16 protein-coding genes and 1 pseudogene are annotated in these 19809 nt (G+C 72.0%); 5 read left to right on the top strand and 12 right to left on the bottom strand.

Translation table 11 applies throughout. The annotated features are described in order from the left end of the window. From ACJOT3_RS17705 to ACJOT3_RS17670, 8 genes are all read right to left on the bottom strand, one after another. Positions 1-150 (bottom strand): thioredoxin family protein (locus ACJOT3_RS17705; protein ID WP_406973946.1); only part of this gene is annotated, 150 nt, incomplete at its 3' end. Positions 151-341: 191 nt separating this feature from the next. Further along, a complete protein-coding gene (trxB, locus tag ACJOT3_RS17700; protein WP_406973943.1) occupies positions 342-1274 on the bottom strand; it encodes a thioredoxin-disulfide reductase in 933 nt (310 codons plus the stop codon). 292 nt (positions 1275-1566) lie between these two features. Beyond that, positions 1567-2478, bottom strand: coding sequence for an anti-sigma factor family protein (locus ACJOT3_RS17695; protein WP_406973942.1), 912 nt, complete (start codon positions 2476-2478; stop codon positions 1567-1569). Next, a complete protein-coding gene (gene sigM / locus ACJOT3_RS17690) occupies positions 2475-3101 on the bottom strand; it encodes an RNA polymerase sigma factor SigM (protein ID WP_220563988.1) in 627 nt (208 codons plus the stop codon). The genes ACJOT3_RS17695 and sigM overlap by 4 nt, the downstream gene beginning before the upstream one ends. A 23-nt stretch (positions 3102-3124) precedes the next feature. Then, positions 3125-4735 carry a protein kinase family protein gene (locus ACJOT3_RS17685; protein WP_406973941.1) on the bottom strand — a complete coding sequence of 537 codons (1611 nt, stop codon included), beginning with the start codon at positions 4733-4735 and terminating at the stop codon, positions 3125-3127. Between the two features lie 274 nt (positions 4736-5009). Further along, on the bottom strand, positions 5010-6800 hold the full coding sequence (gene murJ / locus ACJOT3_RS17680) for a murein biosynthesis integral membrane protein MurJ (RefSeq protein WP_406973945.1): 1791 nt from the start codon (positions 6798-6800) through the stop codon (positions 5010-5012). A 158-nt stretch (positions 6801-6958) separates the two neighbouring features. Continuing rightward, positions 6959-8806 carry a murein biosynthesis integral membrane protein MurJ gene (murJ, locus tag ACJOT3_RS17675; RefSeq protein WP_406973940.1) on the bottom strand — a complete coding sequence of 616 codons (1848 nt, stop codon included), beginning with the start codon at positions 8804-8806 and terminating at the stop codon, positions 6959-6961. 122 nt (positions 8807-8928) lie between these two features. Beyond that, positions 8929-11463 (bottom strand): DUF6049 family protein, encoded by a 2535-nt coding sequence (locus ACJOT3_RS17670; RefSeq protein ID WP_406973944.1) that lies wholly within the window; start codon positions 11461-11463, stop codon positions 8929-8931. A 367-nt stretch (positions 11464-11830) separates the two neighbouring features. On the opposite strand from ACJOT3_RS17670, the gene ACJOT3_RS17665 reads away from it, so the two are divergent. Further along, positions 11831-13315 carry a CCA tRNA nucleotidyltransferase gene (locus tag ACJOT3_RS17665; RefSeq protein ID WP_406973939.1) on the top strand — a complete coding sequence of 495 codons (1485 nt, stop codon included), beginning with the start codon at positions 11831-11833 and terminating at the stop codon, positions 13313-13315. Positions 13316-13319: 4 nt separating this feature from the next. Here ACJOT3_RS17665 and ACJOT3_RS17660 read toward each other — a convergent pair whose 3' ends face one another. Beyond that, entirely contained in the window at positions 13320-14039 is a 720-nt protein-coding gene (locus tag ACJOT3_RS17660) for a class I SAM-dependent methyltransferase (protein WP_406973938.1), read from the bottom strand. 181 nt (positions 14040-14220) lie between these two features. Here ACJOT3_RS17660 and ACJOT3_RS17655 point away from each other — a divergent pair, with 181 nt between their 5' ends. After that, a complete protein-coding gene (locus tag ACJOT3_RS17655; RefSeq protein ID WP_406973937.1) occupies positions 14221-14475 on the top strand; it encodes a type II toxin-antitoxin system Phd/YefM family antitoxin in 255 nt (84 codons plus the stop codon). After that, a complete protein-coding gene (locus tag ACJOT3_RS17650; RefSeq protein WP_406973936.1) occupies positions 14472-14903 on the top strand; it encodes a type II toxin-antitoxin system VapC family toxin in 432 nt (143 codons plus the stop codon). Before ACJOT3_RS17655 ends, ACJOT3_RS17650 begins: the two co-directional genes overlap by 4 nt. 14 nt (positions 14904-14917) lie before the next feature. Here the strand turns inward: ACJOT3_RS17650 and ACJOT3_RS17645 are convergent, their stop codons facing one another. Next, the gene (locus ACJOT3_RS17645) at positions 14918-15367 is read right to left on the bottom strand and encodes a rhodanese-like domain-containing protein (protein ID WP_406973935.1); all 450 of its coding nucleotides are present in this window, start codon (positions 15365-15367) and stop codon (positions 14918-14920) included. Between the two features lie 93 nt (positions 15368-15460). Between ACJOT3_RS17645 and ACJOT3_RS17640 the strand changes: the two genes are divergently transcribed. Next, positions 15461-15916, top strand: coding sequence for an Lrp/AsnC family transcriptional regulator (locus ACJOT3_RS17640; protein WP_406973934.1), 456 nt, complete (start codon positions 15461-15463; stop codon positions 15914-15916). A 35-nt stretch (positions 15917-15951) separates the two neighbouring features. Here the strand turns inward: ACJOT3_RS17640 and ACJOT3_RS17635 are convergent, their stop codons facing one another. Then, complete coding sequence (locus ACJOT3_RS17635) at positions 15952-17247, bottom strand: MFS transporter (RefSeq protein WP_406973933.1); 1296 nt, start codon at positions 17245-17247, stop codon at positions 15952-15954. Positions 17248-17328: 81 nt separating this feature from the next. Continuing rightward, entirely contained in the window at positions 17329-18399 is a 1071-nt protein-coding gene (locus ACJOT3_RS17630) for an inositol-3-phosphate synthase (protein ID WP_406973932.1), read from the bottom strand. Positions 18400-19245: 846 nt separating this feature from the next. Here ACJOT3_RS17630 and ACJOT3_RS17625 point away from each other — a divergent pair. Beyond that, positions 19246-19809: pseudogene (locus tag ACJOT3_RS17625) on the top strand (hypothetical protein); the annotation flags it as partial.

Genomic DNA, 19809 nt, shown 5'->3' with positions numbered 1-19809 from the left:
GCCGTGCTCCTCGGCGAACTTGTCCAGGACCGGCGCCATCTGCTTGCAGGGGCCGCACCAGTCGGCCCAGAAGTCCACCAGGACGGGCTTGTCGCTCTTGAGGACCTCGGCCTCGAAGGTGGCGTCGGTGACGGTCTTGACCGCGGACATGGTTCTCCTTGTTCGGACGGGTACTGCGGGTCGGCCGTCTCGGTCGGCCGACCCCGGGTGGCCTTCAAATGGCCTTCGAGTGGCCTTCGGGCGCCTTCGGGTGCCGCGCCGGGCCCCCTCGGGCGCTGCTGGTCGTCGCCTCTAGCTGTGGCTAGCCGCCTCTAGCTGCCGCTAGTCGCCGCTAGCCGCCGTTAGTTGCCGCGCGCGGCGAGGAAGCGCTCGGCGTCCAGTGCGGCGGCGCAGCCGGTCCCGGCGGCGGTGATGGCCTGGCGGTAGCTGTGGTCGACGACGTCGCCCGCGGCGAACACGCCCTCAAGGTTGGTGCGGGTGGAGGGGGAGTCCACCTGGACGTAGCCCTCCTCGTCCAGCGTGATCTGGTCGCGGATCAGGTCGACCCGCGGGTCGTGGCCGATGGCGACGAACACGCCGGTGACGTCGAGGACGCTCTCCTCGTCGGTCTTGTTGTTGCGGACCTTGAGGCCGCTCACCCGGTCCTTGCCCAGGACCTCGACGACCTCGGTGTCCCAGACGAAGCTGATCTTGTCGTTGGCGAAGGCGCGCTCGGCCATGATGCGGCTGGCGCGCAGCTCGTCCCGGCGGTGGACCACGGTGACGGACTTGGCGAACCGGGTGAGGAAGAGCGCCTCCTCCATGGCGGTGTCGCCGCCGCCGACGACCGCGATGTCCTGGTCGCGGAAGAAGAAGCCGTCGCAGGTGGCGCACCAGGAGGTGCCGCGGCCGGACAGTTCCTTCTCGCCCGGCACGCCGAGCTCGCGGTAGCCGGAGCCGGTGGCGAGGATGACCGTGTGCGCGAGGAAGGTCTCGCCGCCGGCGGTGACCTCCTTGACGGGCTTGGTCAGGTCGACGGAGGTGACGTCGTCGGCCACCAGCTCGGCGCCGAACCGCTCGGCCTGCTTGCGGAGGTTGTCCATCAGGTCGGGGCCCATGATGCCGTCGGGGAACCCGGGGAAGTTCTCGACGTCGGTCGTGTTCATGAGGGCGCCGCCCGCGGTGATGGAGCCCTCGAACACCAGGGGCTTGAGTTCGGCGCGGGCCGCGTAGACGGCGGCGGTGTACCCCGCCGGTCCGGAACCGATGATGATGACATTGCGGACGTCACTCACGCTCGTAGGCCCTTCACACGATCAGATGCCCCGGCCACGGGATGGTGACCTCGGGGGAGAGTCGGTATAGCACAACCGATGGTAGGCGCACCTGATTCCCAAGGGGACATCCGCCCTGGTTACCGGGGTGGGGTATGCCGGGAAAGGGCCTTGTCGAGAGGTCGGCACGGCGCTTTGTCGATACCTCTCCCGTACCCTTCGGACACCCCCGGAACCCTCCGGAACTCCCCGGAACCCTCCGGAGACCCCTCCGGCGCTCCCGGGCACCCCGAGGGAGCCCTCTGCGGAATCCCTATTCTTCCCCGGGGTGCGCGACGGTCTCCTGGGCGAGGACCCCGTCGCAGTCCGCCGGGTCGACCACGTACACCTCGGTGGTGTCGTCCCCGCCGGGGGCGAACAGCACCAGGGCGGGGCCGCCGTCGAACGTGGCGTCGTCCACCAGGGTGATCCGCACTCCAGTCCGCTCGGTGAACAGGGTCGCGCACTCCTCCGCGGCGACCGGGGTGTTCTCCTCGGCACCGTCCGGCGTGGTCGGGGTCGCGGCGAGCACCTCGGCGGCCTGGTCGGCCAGCCCGTCGGCGGTGTACCCGGTGCCGCTGGCCACGACCTCGGGCTTGTACGGCCGGGCGGCCTCGGGCTCCATGTACTCGGCGCCCTCGTCCTGCATCATCGGCTGCTCGGCGGCGGACCCGGCGCCGTCGGCCTGCTGGGAGGTGAGCACGGTGTTGAGCACGGCCCCGCCGCCGCCCAGGACGACGGCGCCCGCGGCGGCCACCATCATGAGCCGGGGCAGGTTCATGCCGTTGAACCCGCGCCGGGAGCCGCCGCCGCGCGCACGCGTGATCGGGACCACGGGCGCGGACGCACCGTCGGACGCACCGGCGTCGGCGGAGCCGGAGCCGTCGGTACCGACGACACCAGCGGTGTCAGCAACTCCCGCCGCATCGACCGCATCGGCGGGCCGGGCGGCGCGCTCGCGCACCGCCTCGTCGATACGCAGGTCGAGGAGGGCGGCGACGTCCTGCGGCATGGGTGGGACCGGCGGCGCGTCGGCGAGCACACCGCTGACGGCGGTGAGTTCGTCCAGGGTCGCCGCGCAGGTCGCGCAGGTCTCTAGGTGGTGGGCGACGGTGCGTTCCTCGCCGGGCTCCAACAGCTCCTCGGCGAAGAAGGCGAGTGCCTCCACGTCAGGGTGCGACGTCACGATGGGTCGGCACCTCCTCTCCCAGTTGTGACGTCTCGGGGGGGACGAGGGTTCCTCAGGTGGGCAAGAGACGGAAGAAGTTTGGCGCGACCTCGCGCACATCTGCTCTTGACGGTCCCTGTGGCGACGTCGAGGATCTGCGCGGCCTCCTCCACCCGGTAGCCGAGCATGTCGACCAGGGTGAGGGCCATGCGCTGGTCCAGGGGAAGCGTGTCGAGGGCGGCGTGGACGTCCAGCCGCGACTCGGTCTGGGAGGCGTGGTCGGGGGCTCCGCCGGTGCGGCCCAGCCGCTCGTTGGAGAGCACGTCGAGGGTGTCGACCTCGGTGGGGGTGGCCGGGCGTACCTTGCGGCGGCGCAGCCGGTCGTGGCAGGCGTTGACGACGATGCGGTGCAGCCAGGTGGTCACCTGGGACTCGCCGCGGAAGCGGTCGGCGGAGCGGAACGCGGACAGGAAGGCGTCCTGTAGCGCGTCCGAGGCCTCCTCGGGGTCGCCCATCATGCGCACGGCGACGGCCCAGAGGCGATCGCGGTGGCGGCGCACGAGCACCGCGAACGCCTGATCGTCCCCCTGGGTGTGCCTGGTGAGCAGTTCCCGGTCAGGAAGCTCTTGGACCGCGTCCATCAGTGCCGATCACATATCCCCGTCTACTCGACGCCGAGTACCTCTACCTCGTAGATGCTCCCACGGTACTTGCCGTCGCCGTCCACCGGCAGCTGGGTGAACCAGACGAGGACGTACTGACCGGTGGTCGGCGTCTCCAGTTCGATCTTCTCTTCGCCGGTCACCGAACCGGACCAGGCGACCGGCATCGCGGAGTCCACCGCGGACATGTCGCTGGGGTACTGGGCCGGAGCGTCGCCGATCCGCACGTCGACGGTGTAGGAGGAGTCGGGCAGGTTCAGGTTCACGGTGTGGACCTCACGGCTGGAGCCCAGGTCGACCATGAGGCCGACACCCTCCTTGGTGGTCCCCATGGGGTCGTTGTAGCCCTCGGTCTTCCAGGGCGTCCCCCCGGTGTCCCCGTCCAGGGCCCGGCCGGCGTTGGCGGTGTACTCGTCGCCGTCGCCGTCCGGGAGCGGGTCGTACCCGATCCCCCGGCTGGGGGTCAGGGTGACCAGCTCCACGGTCTCCTCGCCGCCGTCCGTCTGCTCGGTGCCGTCGCCGCTGGGGTCGGCCTCCTGGCCGTCGCGCATCGCGGCGCCGAAGATCCAGGCGCCGGTGACCACGGCGGCGAAGAGCACCACGGCCAGCGCGCCGACGAGGATGCGCTGCGGGGAGGTCTGGCGTTCGGCGGCCCGGCGGTCCATCCGCGAGGGCGGCCGCTCGCCGCGGGCGGAGGAGCGCGGACCGGTGCCGCCGCCGCTGCCGCCGTTGCCGTTGCGGGAGGAGCGGCGCGGGCCGGTGGACCCGAACTCGCCGGTGCGCCGGGAGGTCCCGGGCTCGGGCGGCGGGGTGGCCTCGGCGGGGGCGACGGGCAGCGGGATGAGCCGCGGCACGTCGGCCATGGCGGCGCAGAACTCGCCCGGCGAGCCGATCACCGGTCCGGGCACGATCTGGCCCACCAGGTGGGGCAGGGCGGCGCGGGTGGTGATGGAGGCCAGGGGTTCGCCGATGCCCTGGCGGATCTGGTTGGCGGGGTAGGGCCCGGCGGGGCCCTGCGGGGCGGCGGGCAGGCCGCTCTGCGGGCCGCCCGGCCAGGTGCCGGTGAGGGCCGCGTACAGCAGGTTGCCCAGGCCCTGGGCGTCGGCGGCCCCGGGGTTGGCGACGTTGACGCCCAGCAGGGCGGCGTCCACGCCGATGCCGGTGACCTTGACCGCTCCGCCGCTGCTCCACATGAGCTTGCTCGGGGTGAGGCACAGGTGGTACAGGCCGCCGGTGTGCGCGGCGGCGATGGCCTCGGCCGCCTCGGCGACCAGGCCCGCGGCGCGCTCGGGCTCCAGGGGGCCCTGGGCCAGCAGGTCGGCCAGCGAGTGGCCGACCACCCACTCCTCGACCACGTAGGGGATGGGGGTGGTGTCGTCGGCGTCGAAGACCTGGGTGACGCGCGCATCGGGGATCCGGCTGGTGGCGCGGGCGGCACGGACCACATCGGATGTGCGGGGGAAGCCTTCGGCGAAGGTCCACACGGCGACGGGCCGGGCGAGGGTCTCGTCGGTGGCCTTCCAGCGGGTCGCCCCGCCGGTCTCGCTCACCACCTGGTCAAGGCGGTACCGGTTGGCCAGCTTCGCCCCGGGCTCGATCAGGAAGGTGCTCATGATGGGAGTGACGGGTGCCAGTGCCCTCGCCCTGCCCGCTCCGCGTCTGCACGGTCCCGGGGGACCGGTGCGTCGCGGGTGTGCGCAGGGGGTATCAGGCGCTGGTGCTGTCCCCAGCCTCCCTTCGGGCAGCTCGGATGAACAATGTGGTGGCGGTCAAGCGGTGCCTGTCCATGCTAGGACGCCTGAACAGCATCTTTGGAGGACATCGGGTATCCGTTCACCTTCTGGGACGTAGCGGTCCGGGACCGCCCAACTCGTCCATTCATGGTGATCAGCGACGTCGCAGTCGGGTCTTGAGCAATTCGAGGAAGGATGTGACTTCAGTCACATTGAGGAACTTGGCGCTGATCACGAACAGTACGCCACCCACGACACCCCCGACGACCATCGACGCGAATCCGGGCCAGAACCCTCCGGGCAGCCCCTGGAACGCGTAGATCATCGCGACGCCGAACACGGCCGCGGGCACCGTGGCCAGGTGCAGCTTGAACAGGGTGGTCGCGGTGCGCCGCCCGTCCAGGCCGTTCAACCGCTTGTTCAGCATGTACCACATGATGACCGAACCCACGATGTAGTACAGGCCGTAGGGCACCGGCAGCCACACCACCACGTGCTGGGCCGGCACCACGAACAGCAGCGCGATCGCCGTGGTCGCGTGCGCGACCTCCGACGGGATCGCCACCAGCGCCGGGGTCCGTGTGTCACCGAGCGCGTAGAACACGCGCATCTGCAGCTGGAACAGCGTGAACGGGATCAACATCACGCAGAAGACCATCAGGATGCGGCCGATGGCGGCGGCGTCGTCGACGCTCGTGCTGCCCTGCGCGTAGATCATCACGCAGAACGGGATCGCGAACACGATCATCGCCACCGAGATCGGCACGATCAGCACCGACGACAGCCGGAAGCCCCGCGAGAAGTCGCTGCGCACCTGGTCCTTGCGCCCGGCCGCCACGTGCTCGCTCATCCGCGGCAGCAGGGCGGTGATCACCGAGACCGCGATGATCGCGTACGGCAGCTGGAAGAGCATCGACGCGAACTTGTAGGCCGCGATGCCCGAGCCCGACTCGAAGCCCAGCTCGGCCGCGCGCGTACCGGCGCGGGAGGCCACGTTGGTGGAGACGAGGGCGCCCAGCTGCGCCACCACGATGTAGAGCATCATCCACGAGGCCGCCTGGGCCGCCTCGCCGAGCCCGGCGCCCCGCAGGTCCAGCCGCGGACGCCAGCGGAAGCCCGCTGAGGCCAGCGCCCACACCAGCACCAGCGCCTGCACGACCTGCCCGGCGGCGGTGCCCAGGCCCAGCAGCGTCAGCTCGCCGGAGGTCACCGTGTCGGGGGTGCGGCCGGGGCCGGCGATCTGCAGGAACCACAGGCCGATGCCGATGATCACCATGTTGTTCAGCACCGGCGCCCACATCGGCGCCCCGAACTTCCCGCGCGCGTTCAGCATCGCGCTGGCCAGGCCGCTGGCGCCGATGAAGAAGATCTGGGTGACCAGGTAGCGCGCCATGACCACCGACACCTCGAACTGCGCGCCGGTGAACTCGCCCGCGTAGATGCGGATGAACCACTCCGACAGCAGCATCGACAGCAGGGTGATCACCAGCAGCGCCGACAGCATCAGCGTGACGAGCCGCTGCTCGGTCTTGTCGCCGCCGTCGGCGTCCAGCCTGCGCCGCTTGACCAGGAACGGCACGAACACGCTGGCCAGCAGACCGCCGATGAGCAGGTCGTAGACCATGTACGGGACCATGCCCGCCACCTGGTAGGCGTCGCCCAGCATCTGGGTGCCGATCGCCGCCGCCAGCACGATCGTGCGGACGAACCCGGTGACGCGGGAGAACACGGTGCCCAGCGCCATGATCGCGCTGGACTTGGCGAGGTTGCCCGGGGCGGTGTGGGAGGAACCGCCGATCTCGTCGCCGTCCTCCATACCGGCGCGGTCGGCGGTGCCCAGGTCGCCGATGTCGCTCGGGTCGCGGCGGGTGGTCAGCCCGGTCTCGGGCGTACTCTCCGGTTCCTCGCGCTCGTAGACGTCCAGGACGTCCTCGGGCATCACCATGTGGCGGCGCTGCCGCCCCGGTGCGGCGGGCCCGTTCGGCCCCGGTCCGGAATCCTGCTCGCGGGGGTCTTCGCTGGACACCGTGTCCTCAGTCCTTGTACTCGTCGAGCGTGGTCGTTCTCCCGGCGGAGGTCAGGGCCGGAAGCGTCGGTGCTGCATCAACGACGCAGGCGACCGCGGATCAGTTCCACCGCGGCGCTCAATTCGGGGACCCGCAGCAGCCGTGCGGCCGCCAGGAAGAACAACGCGCCGAGAAGGCACCCGGCCACGGGGGCGCCGAGGTAGGTGAGCAGACCAGGGCCGACGTAGGTCTCGAAGGCCCAGAGCACACCGAAGCCGGCCGCGACGCTCGGTACGACGGCCAGGTGCAGGCGCAACAATGTGCCAATGATGTGCTTTCCGTCAAGTCCCCCGATGCGCCGGCTGAGCACCAGACCTGCGATGACGAGCCCGCTGAGGAACGAGAACATGAAGCCGGCGGCCACGCCGACGACGACCGTCTCCGGCGGCAGGAGCAGGTAGGACACCAGCGCCAGAGCGCTGTGAACGGCCAGGTTGGCGATGGCGATCAGCGCCGGGGTGCGGGTGTCGCCCATGGCGAAGAACACGCGCAGCATCAGCTGGAACACGGTGAACGGCACCAGGCCCAGCGACATCACGGCGAGGATCTGGCCGATGTTGGCCGCGTCGGCCTCCGAGATCGACCCGCGGGCGAACGCCAGGATCGACAGCGGCTCGGCGAACAGGGCGATCGCGAACGCCATCGGGACGAGCACGAACGCGGAGATGCGCAGGGTGCGGGAGAAGTCCGACCGGACCGCGTCCCAGTCGTGGTCGTCGGCGTGCGCGCTCATCCGGGGCAGCAGCACCGTGATGAGGGAGACCGCGATGATCGCGTACGGCAGCTGGAACAGCTGGTAGGCGAGGTTGTAGGCGGTGATGCCCGCACCGACGGAGCGGCCCTCCTCGATGGCGGTGACGTTGGCGGCGTTGGCGATGTTGGTGGTGATCCACAGGCCCGCCTGGGTGAGCAGGGTGTACATCATCATCCAGCCGGCCGTCTTGACGGCCTCGCCCAGCCCGGAGCCGCGCAGGTCCAGCCGCGGGCGCCAGCGGTAGCCGGTGCGGGCCAGCGCGACGAACAGCACCAGGGCCTGGAGGGCCATGCCGGCGGCGGTGCCCGCGCCCAGCAGGGTCAGCTGGCCCTCGGTGACGGTGTCCGGCGTCTGCCCGGGCCCGGCGACCCACAGGAACAGCCCGGCCACGGTCATGATGACCAGGTTGTTGAGCACCGGCGCCCACACCCCGGCGCCGAAGTACCCGCGGGTGTTGAGCATGGCGGTGAGCAGGCCGCTCAGCCCCACGAAGAAGATCTGGGACAGCAGGTAGCGGGCCAGGAACACCGAGGCCTCGAACTGCTCGCCGGTGAACCGGGAGCCGTACATCCAGATCAGGAACTCGGCGGCGGCGATCGCCGCGGCGGTGAGCAGGAACAGCGCCACGAACGTGGTGGTGAACAGGCGGTCCTCGGTGGCCTTGCCGCCGTCGGCGTCGCGCTTGCGCCGCTTGACCAGGAACGGCACGACGACGCTGGCCATCAGGCCGCCGATGAGCAGGTCGTTGAGGATGAAGGGGATCGTGTGGGCCGTGTGGTAGGCGTCACCGAGCAGGTGGGTGCCGATGGCGGCGCCCAGCACGATGGTGCGGACGAAGCCGGTGATCCGGGAGGCCATGGTGCCGACCGCCATGATGGCGCTGGAGCGCATCATGCCGCCGCCCGCGGGGGCGTCGCCGGAGCCGTCGGCCTCCGCGGGTCCCTCTGCACCCTCGGACCCCTCGGGGGCGTCGGGGAGCCCGGGGACGGCGGGCTCGGGCAGCTCGCCCTCCTCGAAGGAGGGGACGGGGCCGCCGGAGGGGCGCAGCGGGCTCTCACCCGGGAGGGGGCCTTCGGGCTGAGAGGAACGACGGCGGTGCTTTCCGCCTTCGTTCGGGGAGTCGGTGACCACCGTGGATCAGGCTTCCTTTCGTCCGACAGGGAAGGGCTCGGCGCGCGTCGACACGGCGACGTGCGGATGTGTCGACACGGCGCCTTGTCGGTGAGGCGCCGTGTCGACGGGGGAGCGGGGGTTCACGCTCCTTCGCCGCGCGGGGACGGGGCGTCCCCGGTGGCCGTCGTGGTGCCGTCGGGCTCCCCGTCGTTCTGAGAGGGCGTGTCGGGGGTGCCGGTTCCGGTGGCCCCGGTGGTGTCCCCGGAGCCCTCCGTGACCTCGGCGTCCCTGGAGTCCTCGGTGCCTTCGGTGCCCTCGGAGTCCTCCGCGGCCTCGGGGCCGTCGGCCTCCCCGGCCTTCTTCTCCGCCTCCGCCGCGGCCCGGGTCCGGCGCACCACCCACTTGCGCAGCGCGCGCGGGGCCAGCGCGGCGATGAGGATCAGCGCGCCCACACCGCTGATCAGCAGCGCCTGGGTGCCCAGGCCGGTGGCGTTCACCGGCAGCTGCACGTCCTGGCTGTTGATCGGCTCCCCGGCGGAGTTGTGCAGGCTCGCGTGCACCACGGTGCGCCCGTTGATCCGGGCCGACAGCGGCACGTACACCGTGGTCTTGGCGCCGGGGGAGATCTCGAAGTGGGTGTCGTACTCGCCGATGCTCAGCCGCTCGGCGTTCTCCGAGTACACCGACAGGTGCACGTAGACCGCCTCGTCCTCCAGGTCGTTGGCGACCAGGATGCCGGTGATGCCGGTCCGGCTGGCCAGGGTGACGTCCTCGCCGGGGATGATGCGCACGGCGGCCAGGCCCTCGTCGACCTTGTCCATGACCAGGCCGCGGGTGGCGCCCGCCATGGCCTCCTCCTCGCGCCAGTGCACGGATTCCAGGCGCACCAGGGCCGGGCGGAACGGGTCGGAGTCCTCCACCAGGATGCTGTTGAACATCCGCACGTCCCGGCTGACGTCCTCGACCAGGCCGAGGTAGGTGGAGCCGAGCTCGGCCTCGGCGGCGCGGTCCGGGTAGTTCAGCGAGGCGCGGGTGTCCTCCCGCTCGTCGGCGGCGGGCAGCTCGATGTCCTCCAGCCGCTCCGGGGACAGCCACGGCAGGTCCTCGCTGGCGGCCAGCACACCGTCGGCGAACTCGCCGGACGGGTTCCAGAGGGGGTCGGGAGAGGCGATCACGACCCGGTCGCCCCCGGCGTTCTCGCCCGCGATCATCGCGGTCTCGGCGGCGAACCGCCGGAGCGCCAGGGTGGTGCCCCCCGGGGTGTCGGTGGGCATGGACAGCGCGTCGGCGATGCCCTCGTCGGCCACCAGGGCCATCGCCTCCTCCGCCTCCTCGTCGGAGGCCTCACCGCCCGGCAGCGGGGCCTGGGCGGTGGGGGTGGTCCGCAGCCAGCTCTGCGGGGGCAGCGCGTCCTCCGAGAGGAGGAACCGGGTGGCGCCCCGCTCGGCGAGCAGCCCGTGCACGGCGTCGTCCATCAGGCCCTGGGCGGGCAGGGCGAAGCGGTCGTCGGCCGACAGGCCCAGCGCCAGCTCCACCGCCTCGCGGCCGATCTCGACCGACGCCTCGGCGTCGCCGTCCATCTCGTTGCGCAGCAGCGCGGCCAGGTCGGGGGAGGCGTAGGGGGTGGCCACGACGTTGTCCAGGGCCAGCGCCCCGCGGGCCTCGCGCAGCCACACCTGCGCGGCCACGTTCGCCTGCGCGGTCTCCCGCACCGGCTCGGACTCGGCGGGCACCGCCAGCGGGTCGGTGAGGACGTCGTGCTCCTCGGCGGCCAGGCGCAGGATGTCGTCGAGGGTGCCGGGGTCGACGGCCCAGGTGACCGGGATTCCCTCGGAGCGGGACGGCGCCTGCTCCTCGCCCTCCTGCGGGTCGTCCTCCTCGTCGCCGTCCGCGCCGTCGCCGTCGTTCCCGCCGTCCTCCTGCTCCGAGGCGGTGGGCTCGGGCACGGTGTCGGCGGTCTCCTCGGCGGTCGCCTCGGGCGGGGACTCCGGGACGTCGGCGTCCAGGCCGAGCAGCTCCACCAGGTCCTCGTCGCCCGGGTCGAAGGACAGCGGGGTCTGGGCGCCCGCGGCCAGCAGCCGGCCCAGCCGGCCGTTCTCGGTGACGGTCGCCGCCAGCCCGTCGCCGAGGAAGGTGTCGTCGTCCGCGCGCTGGGGCGGGGCCATCAGCGGCCACACCCAGGCGATGTCGACGGCGGGCACGTCGTCCCCGTCGCCGACGTAGGGAAGAAAGGTGTACTGGGCGCCGATCACGGTGCCGTCGCCGTCGACCGCCTCGATCACCAGCGGGTAGACGCCGTAGGAGCCCAGGTCCAGGTCCTCGGCGGGCACGCTCAGCGAGTAGGTCTGGCTGGTGCCGGGCGGCAGCTCCGCGGTGATCTCGTCGTCGGGGCCGGGCGCGTCGGGCTGCCAGCCCTCGCCGGTAGCGAAGTCGTCCATCGCCTCGCGGTCGGCGAACGGGTGCCGCGAATAGCGCATGCGGACGGTGACGTCGTGCAGGCTGTCCGACGTGGTGTTGACCACCTCGCCCGAGACGCGGAGGGTGGCGTCCTCGTCGAGGGCGTCCGGCGTGATCCGCTCGACGACGAGCGGCTCGGTGTCGTCGGCGGGCTCGGCCGGGGCCGAGGCCTGCGCGGACATGGCCGGGAACGGAAGCAGCGCGGTGGCCAGGGCCATGACCACCGGCACGGAGGTGAATCGACGCAACGCTTGACCGGTTTCCTGATTCGGGTCCAGGTGGCCGTCCCGCCGGGGAGCAACAAGGGGCGGGAACGGTCGGGGTGCCCGCACGGCGCGCACGGCGTTCGCGGGTCGGGTGGACGCGGAGAAGACCATGGCGTCCCACCACTGCACCTGAAGATACCGTCTCCCTCACACCCCGGCTCTGGCGAGGACCTCCGTGCGACGTGTCGCGGGGCGCGGAACACCCGCCGAACGGGCGTGTCCGCCGTGTTCGGCGGCCGATCCGCATCCCGCCCGGAGGCCCGGGGCGCGCTCGCAAACGATTCGCCGTTTGCCCGCGCGGCCGCCTAACCTGCGTTGTGTGCCGAACACAGAGTCTTCGAGTGAGAACGACACCATGCCGACCGCGGCGGGTGCGCCGACCCCTGCGCAGCTGAACGCGATCGCCGCGCTGGTCGCCTCGGCCCGCCCCGTCTCCGACGAACTCGGCGGCCGGTTCGCCGAGCACGGCCGGGAACTGGCCCTGGTCGGCGGCCCGGTCCGGGACGCGCTCCTCGACAGACCCTCCCACGACATCGACCTCACCACCGACGCGGTGCCCCAGCGGGTGCTGGAACTGGTCGACGGGTGGGCCGACTCGGTGTGGACCGTCGGCATCGACTTCGGCACCGTCGGCGTGCGCAAGAAGAACCTCCAGCTGGAGATCACCACCTACCGCAGCGAGTCGTACTCGCCCAAGTCCCGCAAGCCCGACGTGGCCTACGGCACGGACATCGAGGACGACCTGCTGCGCCGCGACTTCACCGTCAACGCCATGGCGGTGCGGCTGCCCGCCGGGGAGTTCGTCGACCCCTTCGGCGGCCTCGCCGACTTGCGCGCCGGCGTGCTGCGCACCCCGGGCAAGCCGGAGGACTCCTTCAGCGACGACCCGCTGCGCATCATGCGCGCGGTGCGGTTCGCCGCCCAGCTCGGGTTCGAGCTCGCCCCCGAGGTCGCCGACGCGGCCCGGGACATGGCCGAGCGGCTGACCATCGTCTCCGCCGAGCGCGTGCGCGACGAGCTGACCAAGCTGATGCTCAGCCCGGACCCGCGCCGCGGCCTGGGGCTGATGGTCGACCTGGGCATCGCGCCCTACGTGCTGCCCGAGCTGCCCAAACTGCGGCTGGAGATCGACGAGCACCACCGGCACAAGGACGTCTACGAGCACTCGCTCACCGTCCTGGACCAGGCCATCGAGCTGGAGCGCGCCCGCGGGCACGAACCCGACCTGGTGCTGCGCCTGGCGGCGCTGCTGCACGACATCGGCAAGCCCAAGACGCGCGCCTTCGAGGGCGCGGGCCGGGTGACCTTCCACCACCACGAGGTGGTCGGCGCGTCGATGACCCGCAAGCGGCTCACCGCGCTGCGCTTCCCCAAGGACGTCATCGCCGACGTGTCGTCCCTGGTCGCCCTGCACCTGCGCTTCCACGGGTACGGCAAGGGGGAGTGGACCGACTCGGCGGTGCGCCGCTACGCCCGCGACGCCGGACCGCTGCTGGAGCGGCTGCACATCCTCACCCGGGCCGACTGCACCACCCGCAACCGGCGCAAGGCCGCGGCGCTGGCCCGCTCCTACGACGACATCGAGAAGCGCATAGCCGCCCTCGCCGAACAGGAGGAGCTGGACCGCATCCGGCCCGACCTGGACGGCAACGAGATCCAGGAGATCCTCGGCCTCAAGCCGGGGCCGGAGATCGGCAAGGCCTACCGCTACCTCCTGGAGCTGCGCCTGGAGAACGGGCCGATGGAGAAGGAGGCCGCGACCGAGGCGCTGCGCGCCTGGGCCGCCGAGCACCTGGCCTCCTGAGTTCTCAGCGGCCGGGTTTGACGGCGGTGACCGCCACGGCCGCCCCGAACACCCGCAGCGGCGTCCCCTCCAGTCCCTCCGACAGGGACCGGAGGGGGCCGCGGTCGAAGGACGGCATCAGGTAGTCGATCGCCCGCACCCGCAGGCCGACGCCGCGCAGCAGCCGCCCCAGCTCCTGGGTGGTGAACGCGCGCGCGTCGGACATCCGCTCGTGCAGCGGGCGCACCCAGGGCAGGAACGGCGCGGTCAGCGCCGGCAGTCGGCGCCCGCCCCACAGCACCCCGTGGGTCTCCAGGGGGAACCACCGGTTGGAGGTGGTGAGCGAGAACGCCCCGCCCGGTTTGAGGACGCGGTGGATTCCCGCCAGCGCCCCCTCCAGGTCCTCGACGTGCTCGACCGCCTCGAACGCGGTGACCCGGTCGAAGGTGTTGGGGTCGAAGGCCAGCGAGTCCGCCGCCATCTTGTGGATGCCGATCCGGTCCTCCAGCGGGCTCCCGGCGATCCGCTCGGCGAACGCGTCCAGCCGCTGCGGCTCCAGGTCGATCGCGTCGACCCGCACGTACCCCTCGGCCAGCTCGACGGTGTGGGACCCGTCGCCGCAGCCGACGTCGAGCAGCCGGTCCCCGCGGACGGGCAGGTGCCGCGCGACGGCCCCGACCCGCCTGGCCACCCCGCGCGAGCCGGGCCCGCCGGAGGGGCCGCCGGTCCCCAGACCACCGTTCATGGCACACCATCTCTCCGTGTCGACGACATCCTTAGGCCCGGACACTACAGCAAGTGACAACCCGATCACGGAAGGATCAATCGCTGTAGGGACATGTCGACAAGCCTCCCGCGCCACGGCGCCATGAGATGAAGTGGCTATATTTCCACGGGGAAAAGTGGCCACATGAAGGGCGGGCGTCATGCAGGTCGGCATCAAGGAACTCCGCGACGGTCTGAGCCGCCATCTCTCCGAGGTGAGAGAGGGCCGTACCATCACCGTCACCGACCACGGCAGACCGATCGCCCGCATCATCCCGATCGACACGCCCACCACTCTCGACCGACTCATCCTCGAAGGCCGGGTCCGGCCCGCGCGCAAGGCCAAGAGTGCCGCGCCGGTGCCGGTCCCGGCGCGGGGGACCGTGAGCGACCTGGCGGAGGAGCAGCGAAGGTGATCTGCTACTTCGACACGTCGGCCTTTGTGCCCCTGCTGATCGCGGAACCCGGAAGCCCGGCGTGCGCCGACCTGTGGAATGCGGCCGACGCGGTCGTCTCCTCCCGCCTGCTCCACGCGGAGACGGCGGCGGCGCTCGCCCAGGCCGAGCGGTTGGGGCGTGTCACCGCCGCCGAGTACACGCAGGCCCGAGAGCTGCTGGACGATCTCTGGACGCAGATCCACGTCCTGGACACGGACCAGGAACTCGTCGAGCGCGCTGCCGACCTGGCCCGGTCCGCCGGGCCAGGAGGCCACGACGCGGTCCACTGCGCCTGTGCCGAGCGCCTGAAGAGCGGTGACCTCGTGGTGGCCCCCGGCGACCGACGCCTCCTGGAGGCCTGCGCGTCACTCGGTCTCTCCGTGAGTGACACCTCTTCGCCGAGATAGCGCCCGGCCCGGGGTCAGCAGGCGCAGGTGGGGGAGTGGACGGGGGCGGTGAGCGGGTCGGCGGGGGAGCGCTCGGTGCCGGTGGCGGTCTCGACCTCGAACCCCTCGCGGATCCAGTACTCGATGCCGCCCACCATCTCCTTGACCCGGTAGCCGAGGCGGGCGAACTCCAGGGCGCCCTTGGCGGCGCCGTCGCAGCCCGGGCCCCAGCAGTACACGACGACCGGGCGGGCGGGGTCGACCAGCGCGGCGGCCCGGTCGGCGATCTCCGTGCGGGGCAGGTGCAGCGCGCCCGGGACGTGCGCCTGGTCCCAGGCGACGCGGGCGCGGGTGTCCACCAGGGCGAAGCCCGGGTCGCCGGCGGCCAGCGCGGCCCGCACGTCGGACACGTCGGTGTACAGGCCGAGGCGGGCGGAGAAGTGGGCCACGGCCAGGGCGGGGTCGGCGAAGCGTGAAATCGTCATGTCGACAAGGCTAGGTTCGGGGAGCCCGACCGGGCAGGGGCGATCCACGGCCTGGAGTTGCCTCCGCCGTGGATCGCGCGGTATATCCCTCCCATGACCGACGTATCACTGGACGAGACCGACCGGCGGCTGCTCGCCGCCCTCCAGGCCGACGGCCGGGCCGGGTACGCCGAGCTGGCCCGGGCGGTGTCCATGTCCGCCAGCGCCGTCGCCGAGCGGGTGCGCCGCCTGGAGGCCGCCGGGGTGGTCTCCGGCTACTCCGCCGTCGTCGACCCCGAGCGGCTGGGGTTCGCGGTGACCGCGTTCATCCGCCTGGCCTACCCCAACGGCAACTACAAGCCCTTCCACGACCTGCTGGCCACCACCCCCGAGATCCTGGAGGCGCACCACATCACCGGCGAGGACTGCTTCCTGCTCAAGACCGTGGCCCGGTCGATGCGCCACCTGGAGGAGGTCGTCGCGCGGGTGGCGGTGATGGGTTCGGTCACCACCAACGTCGTCTACTCCAGCCCGCTCAAGGGCCGGCCGGCCACGGAGGCCCTGGGGTGACACCCGCCATCGCGGGGCCGCGTCCCCTCGGGTTCCTAGGCGGTGGGCTCGGGTTCGGCCTCGGCGGCCGCCCGGCGCTCCCGCAGCGTCCAGACCAGCCCGGCGGCCAGGTAGACGGCGACCATGCCGACCACCACCGCCGTCCCCAGGCCCGAGGGCGGCACCAGGGCCGCGGCCAGCGCCGCGCCCAGTACGAACGTCGCGTTGAACAGCACGTCGTACACCGAGAACACGCGCCCGCGGAAGGCGTCGTCGACATAGCGCTGTACCTGCGTGTCGACGGTGACCTTCACCCCCTGGGACACGAAGCCCAGCACGAACGCCGCCACCGGGAACAGCGCGGGCGAGAACGGCAGCGCGAACACCGCCAGCACCACCGCCGCCACCAGCAGCTGGAGCCCGATCCACGCCCCCGGCGTCATCCGCCCGGTCGCCCACGGCGTGGCCACCGCGCCCAGGAAGAACCCGACCGCCAGCACCCCCGCGGCCACCGAGAACCCGGCCAGCCCCGCCACCCCGCCGCCGGTGAACGTGTTGTTGTACAGCAGCAGCGTCATCAGCGAGGAGATCCCGAACAGCACCCGGTGCAGCCCGATGGTGCCCAGCGCGTCCCGGGCCGGCGGCCGCGCCCAGATGTGCCGCACCCCGGCGACCATCCCGCGCACCACGCTCCCCACCGCGGCGCGCACCTCCGCGGGTTCGCGCTCCAGGTGCGGGCCCAGCTCCCGGCGGCCCAGGGACAGGGAGACCAGCCCGGCGGCCGCGAACCCCAGCGCGGCGACCACCAGGATCGCGCCGGTGCCCACCGCGCCGGTGCCGCCCAGCACCCCCAGGCCCAGCCCTACCCCGGTGCCCAGCGAACTGGCCACGGTCCCGCAGGTGGGGGTGACCGCGTTGGCCATCATGAGCTGGTCGCGCGGCACCACGTACGGCAGGCCGGCGGACAGCCCGGACAGGAAGAAGCGGTTGACGCTCAGCACCAGGAGCGCCGCGACGAAGAACGCCGGGCTCTCGCCCCCCGCCACGATCACCGCGCAGACCACCGTCAGCACGGCCTTGGCCAGGGCGGACAGCAGCAGGACCTGGCGGCGCGGCCACCGGTCGATGAGCACCCCGGCGAACGGCGCCACCACCGAGAACGGCAGGAGCAGCACCGCGAAGGCCGCCGCCACGGCGGCCGCGCTCGTGTGCTGCTCGGGGTTGAAGAAGACGAAGCCGGCCAGCCCCGCCTGGTAGACCCCGTCGGAGAACTGCGAGACCAGTCGCGTACCGAAGAGCCGCCGGAAACGGGAGCCCCGCAGGACGGTGCGCAGATCGCCGAAAAAGGACACGCCACCAGGGTAGGGCGTGCCCGGGGCCGTCCCGGCCCCGGGCGTCACGGACACCGTGCGGGGAGGCTGGCGCGGGGAGAACTACTCGCCCGCGATGAAGCGCTCGACGGCGTCGTGCGCCTCGGAGTCGCTGTACTGCACGGGCGGCGACTTCATGAAGTAGGAGGACGGAGCGTCGATCGGGCCGCCGATGCCGCGGTCCTTGGCGATCTTGGCCGCGCGCACCGCGTCGATGATGATCCCGGCGGAGTTGGGGGAGTCCCAGACCTCCAGCTTGTACTCCAGGTTCAGCGGCACGTCGCCGAAGGCGCGGCCCTCCAGGCGCACGTACGCCCACTTGCGGTCGTCCAGCCACGGCACGTGGTCCGACGGGCCGATGTGCACGGCGCCGGCGTTGAGCTCGTGCGGGATCTGGGAGGTGACCGACTGGGTCTTGGAGATCTTCTTGGACTCCAGGCGCTCGCGTTCGAGCATGTTCTTGAAGTCCATGTTGCCGCCGAAGTTCAGCTGGTAGGTGCGGTCGACGATGACACCGCGGTCCTCGAACAGCTTGGACAGCACCCGGTGGGTGATGGTGGCGCCCACCTGCGACTTGATGTCGTCGCCGATGATCGGCACCCCGGCCTCGGTGAACTTGGCGGCCCACTCGGGGTCGGAGGCGATGAACACGGGGAGGGCGTTGACGAAGGCCACGCCGGCGTCGATCGCGCACTGGGCGTAGAACTTGTCGGCCTCCTCCGAACCCACGGGCAGGTAGGAGACGAGGACGTCGGCCTTGCTGTGCTTGAGGGCGGCGACGACGTCCACGGCGTCCTCGGGGGACTCCTGGATCATCTCGCGGTAGTACTTGCCCAGGCCGTCGTAGGTGGGGCCGCGCATGACGGTGACGCCGGTGGGCGGCACGTCGCAGATCTTGACCGTGTTGTTCTCGCTGGCGACGATGGCGTCGGCCAGGTCGTGGCCGACCTTCTTGGCGTCCACGTCGAAGGCGGCGACGAACTCGATGTCGCGCACGTGGTACGGGCCGAACTGCACGTGCATCAGGCCCGGCACCCGGGAATCGGGGTCGGCGTCCTTGTAGTAATGCACGCCCTGGACGAGCGACGCCGCGCAATTGCCGACGCCCACGACGGCTACACGTACCGAACCCATTGGTCCTTGCTCCTTCTTGTTCGCGAACATGGATGCCACGGCGCACGACGGCACCCCCGTGCCCGTGGCCGGTGGGGGTGGCGGCGTTCCGCGTTCGTTCTCCGTATGTGCTCAGCGGCCCGCACGGTGTTTCTGTTCCCGTCCGGACGCCGTCCGGGGCAGCGGAACGTGTGGCTCCGACTGTTTTGTTCGGGTATGACTCTATCTTCGGTCACCCGAAGAACCGCATGTCACCTACGGTGACACGATCGTTCCGGAGCCACCCGTGACCCTCCGTGTCATCGGGCCCCTTGGGCGCACCGCGCGCGAAATGTCACACAAGCGCCCTGCCAGCGCCGTCGCGCGTCGCGCCCGGCGGAGAGGTGCCCACCGGTGTTCGGTTCGAGCGCGGTGAGCAGTCACGACGCGGGCCGGTCCGCCGACGGTGACGGAGTGTTCTGTCGCACGGGGTACCCTCGCGCGTGGGTTGTGCTATACCGTCCCATCGCTTTAACGTGACCTGTGATTTGCGCGTGAAAGCCGGTAGAGCCCCCGACCCGACCCGAGGACGGTCGTCCGCATCGGTCGCCGCCGAAGGGGCCGAAGCCCCCCGGACGAACGACCAGGAGGATGAAGCGGCCAACGACTTCGCGGCCTGTTGAAAACCTCCGCCCCCAGCGGAGCGTCCCTTTATCAAGCCTTGAAGCACTGGCGTAGTACAAAGGTTCGAGCCACAGAGCCGGGCCATGCCGGTCATAACGGGCAGCGGACACAGGTCGCGGACCACCGATCCCCCAGGGGGCCGTCCCCCCCGTTCCACCAAGGAATCGTCAGGCCGACCGGCCGTGAAAGGCAATCGAGGACCACGTGAGTACCGAACGACGACGGGATGCCGATGGCGGCCGTCGCCGGGCCGAGGGCCCGGCGAACGGTGCCGCCGGCAACGGCGGGAGGCGCCGGGCCGATGGCCCGCCGCCCCGGGAACAACGTGCCGGAGGGCGCCGATCCCCGGAAGCTGAGAGCGGTTTCTGGGGGGAAGAGGAGCGCCCGCGGCGCCGCCCCCCGGCCGATGACGCACGCTCCGACGGCCGGGGTGGCCGCCGCCGCGCGGAGGAGGGGCGGTCCGGCCGCCCCGAGGGCCAGCGCCGACGCCCCCCCGAGGACGACCCGCGCCGCCGTGACGGCGGCGCCCGGCGCCGTGCCCCCGAGGGCGACCCTCGTCGCCCGGAGGGCGGCCAGCGGCGCCGTCCGCCCGGCGACGGCGAGCGCCCCCGCCGCCGCCCCGAGGAGGCCGGCGTCGAGCACGGCGCCCGCTCCGAGGGGCAGCGGCGCCGCCGCCCGCCCGAGGACGCGTCCCGCCCCGGCGGCCGGCGCCGTCCCGACGGCCCGCGCGACCCCCGCGACCGCGAGCACGGCTCCCGTTCCGAGGGC

This window comes from Nocardiopsis protaetiae (assembly GCF_045446735.1).
In the GTDB taxonomy this organism is placed as follows: Bacteria; Actinomycetota; Actinomycetes; order Streptosporangiales; family Streptosporangiaceae; genus Nocardiopsis; species Nocardiopsis protaetiae.
This window is presented reverse-complemented; position numbering and strand designations above follow the sequence as displayed.

What these genes read in the sequence shown, in the direction of transcription:
- ACJOT3_RS17670 (WP_406973944.1), bottom strand. Translation starts at nt 11,463, where the DNA reads ATGGCCCTGGCCACCGCGCTGCTTCCGTTCCCGGCCATGTCCGCGCAG.
- sigM (WP_220563988.1), bottom strand. Translation starts at nt 3,101, where the DNA reads ATGGACGCGGTCCAAGAGCTTCCTGACCGGGAACTGCTCACCAGGCAC.
- ACJOT3_RS17645 (WP_406973935.1), bottom strand. Translation starts at nt 15,367, where the DNA reads ATGACGATTTCACGCTTCGCCGACCCCGCCCTGGCCGTGGCCCACTTC.
- ACJOT3_RS17655 (WP_406973937.1), top strand. Translation starts at nt 14,221, where the DNA reads ATGCAGGTCGGCATCAAGGAACTCCGCGACGGTCTGAGCCGCCATCTC.
- ACJOT3_RS17630 (WP_406973932.1), bottom strand. Translation starts at nt 18,399, where the DNA reads ATGGGTTCGGTACGTGTAGCCGTCGTGGGCGTCGGCAATTGCGCGGCG.
- ACJOT3_RS17660 (WP_406973938.1), bottom strand. Translation starts at nt 14,039, where the DNA reads ATGAACGGTGGTCTGGGGACCGGCGGCCCCTCCGGCGGGCCCGGCTCG.
- ACJOT3_RS17640 (WP_406973934.1), top strand. Translation starts at nt 15,461, where the DNA reads ATGACCGACGTATCACTGGACGAGACCGACCGGCGGCTGCTCGCCGCC.
- ACJOT3_RS17685 (WP_406973941.1), bottom strand. Translation starts at nt 4,735, where the DNA reads ATGAGCACCTTCCTGATCGAGCCCGGGGCGAAGCTGGCCAACCGGTAC.
- murJ (WP_406973945.1), bottom strand. Translation starts at nt 6,800, where the DNA reads ATGGTGATGCCCGAGGACGTCCTGGACGTCTACGAGCGCGAGGAACCG.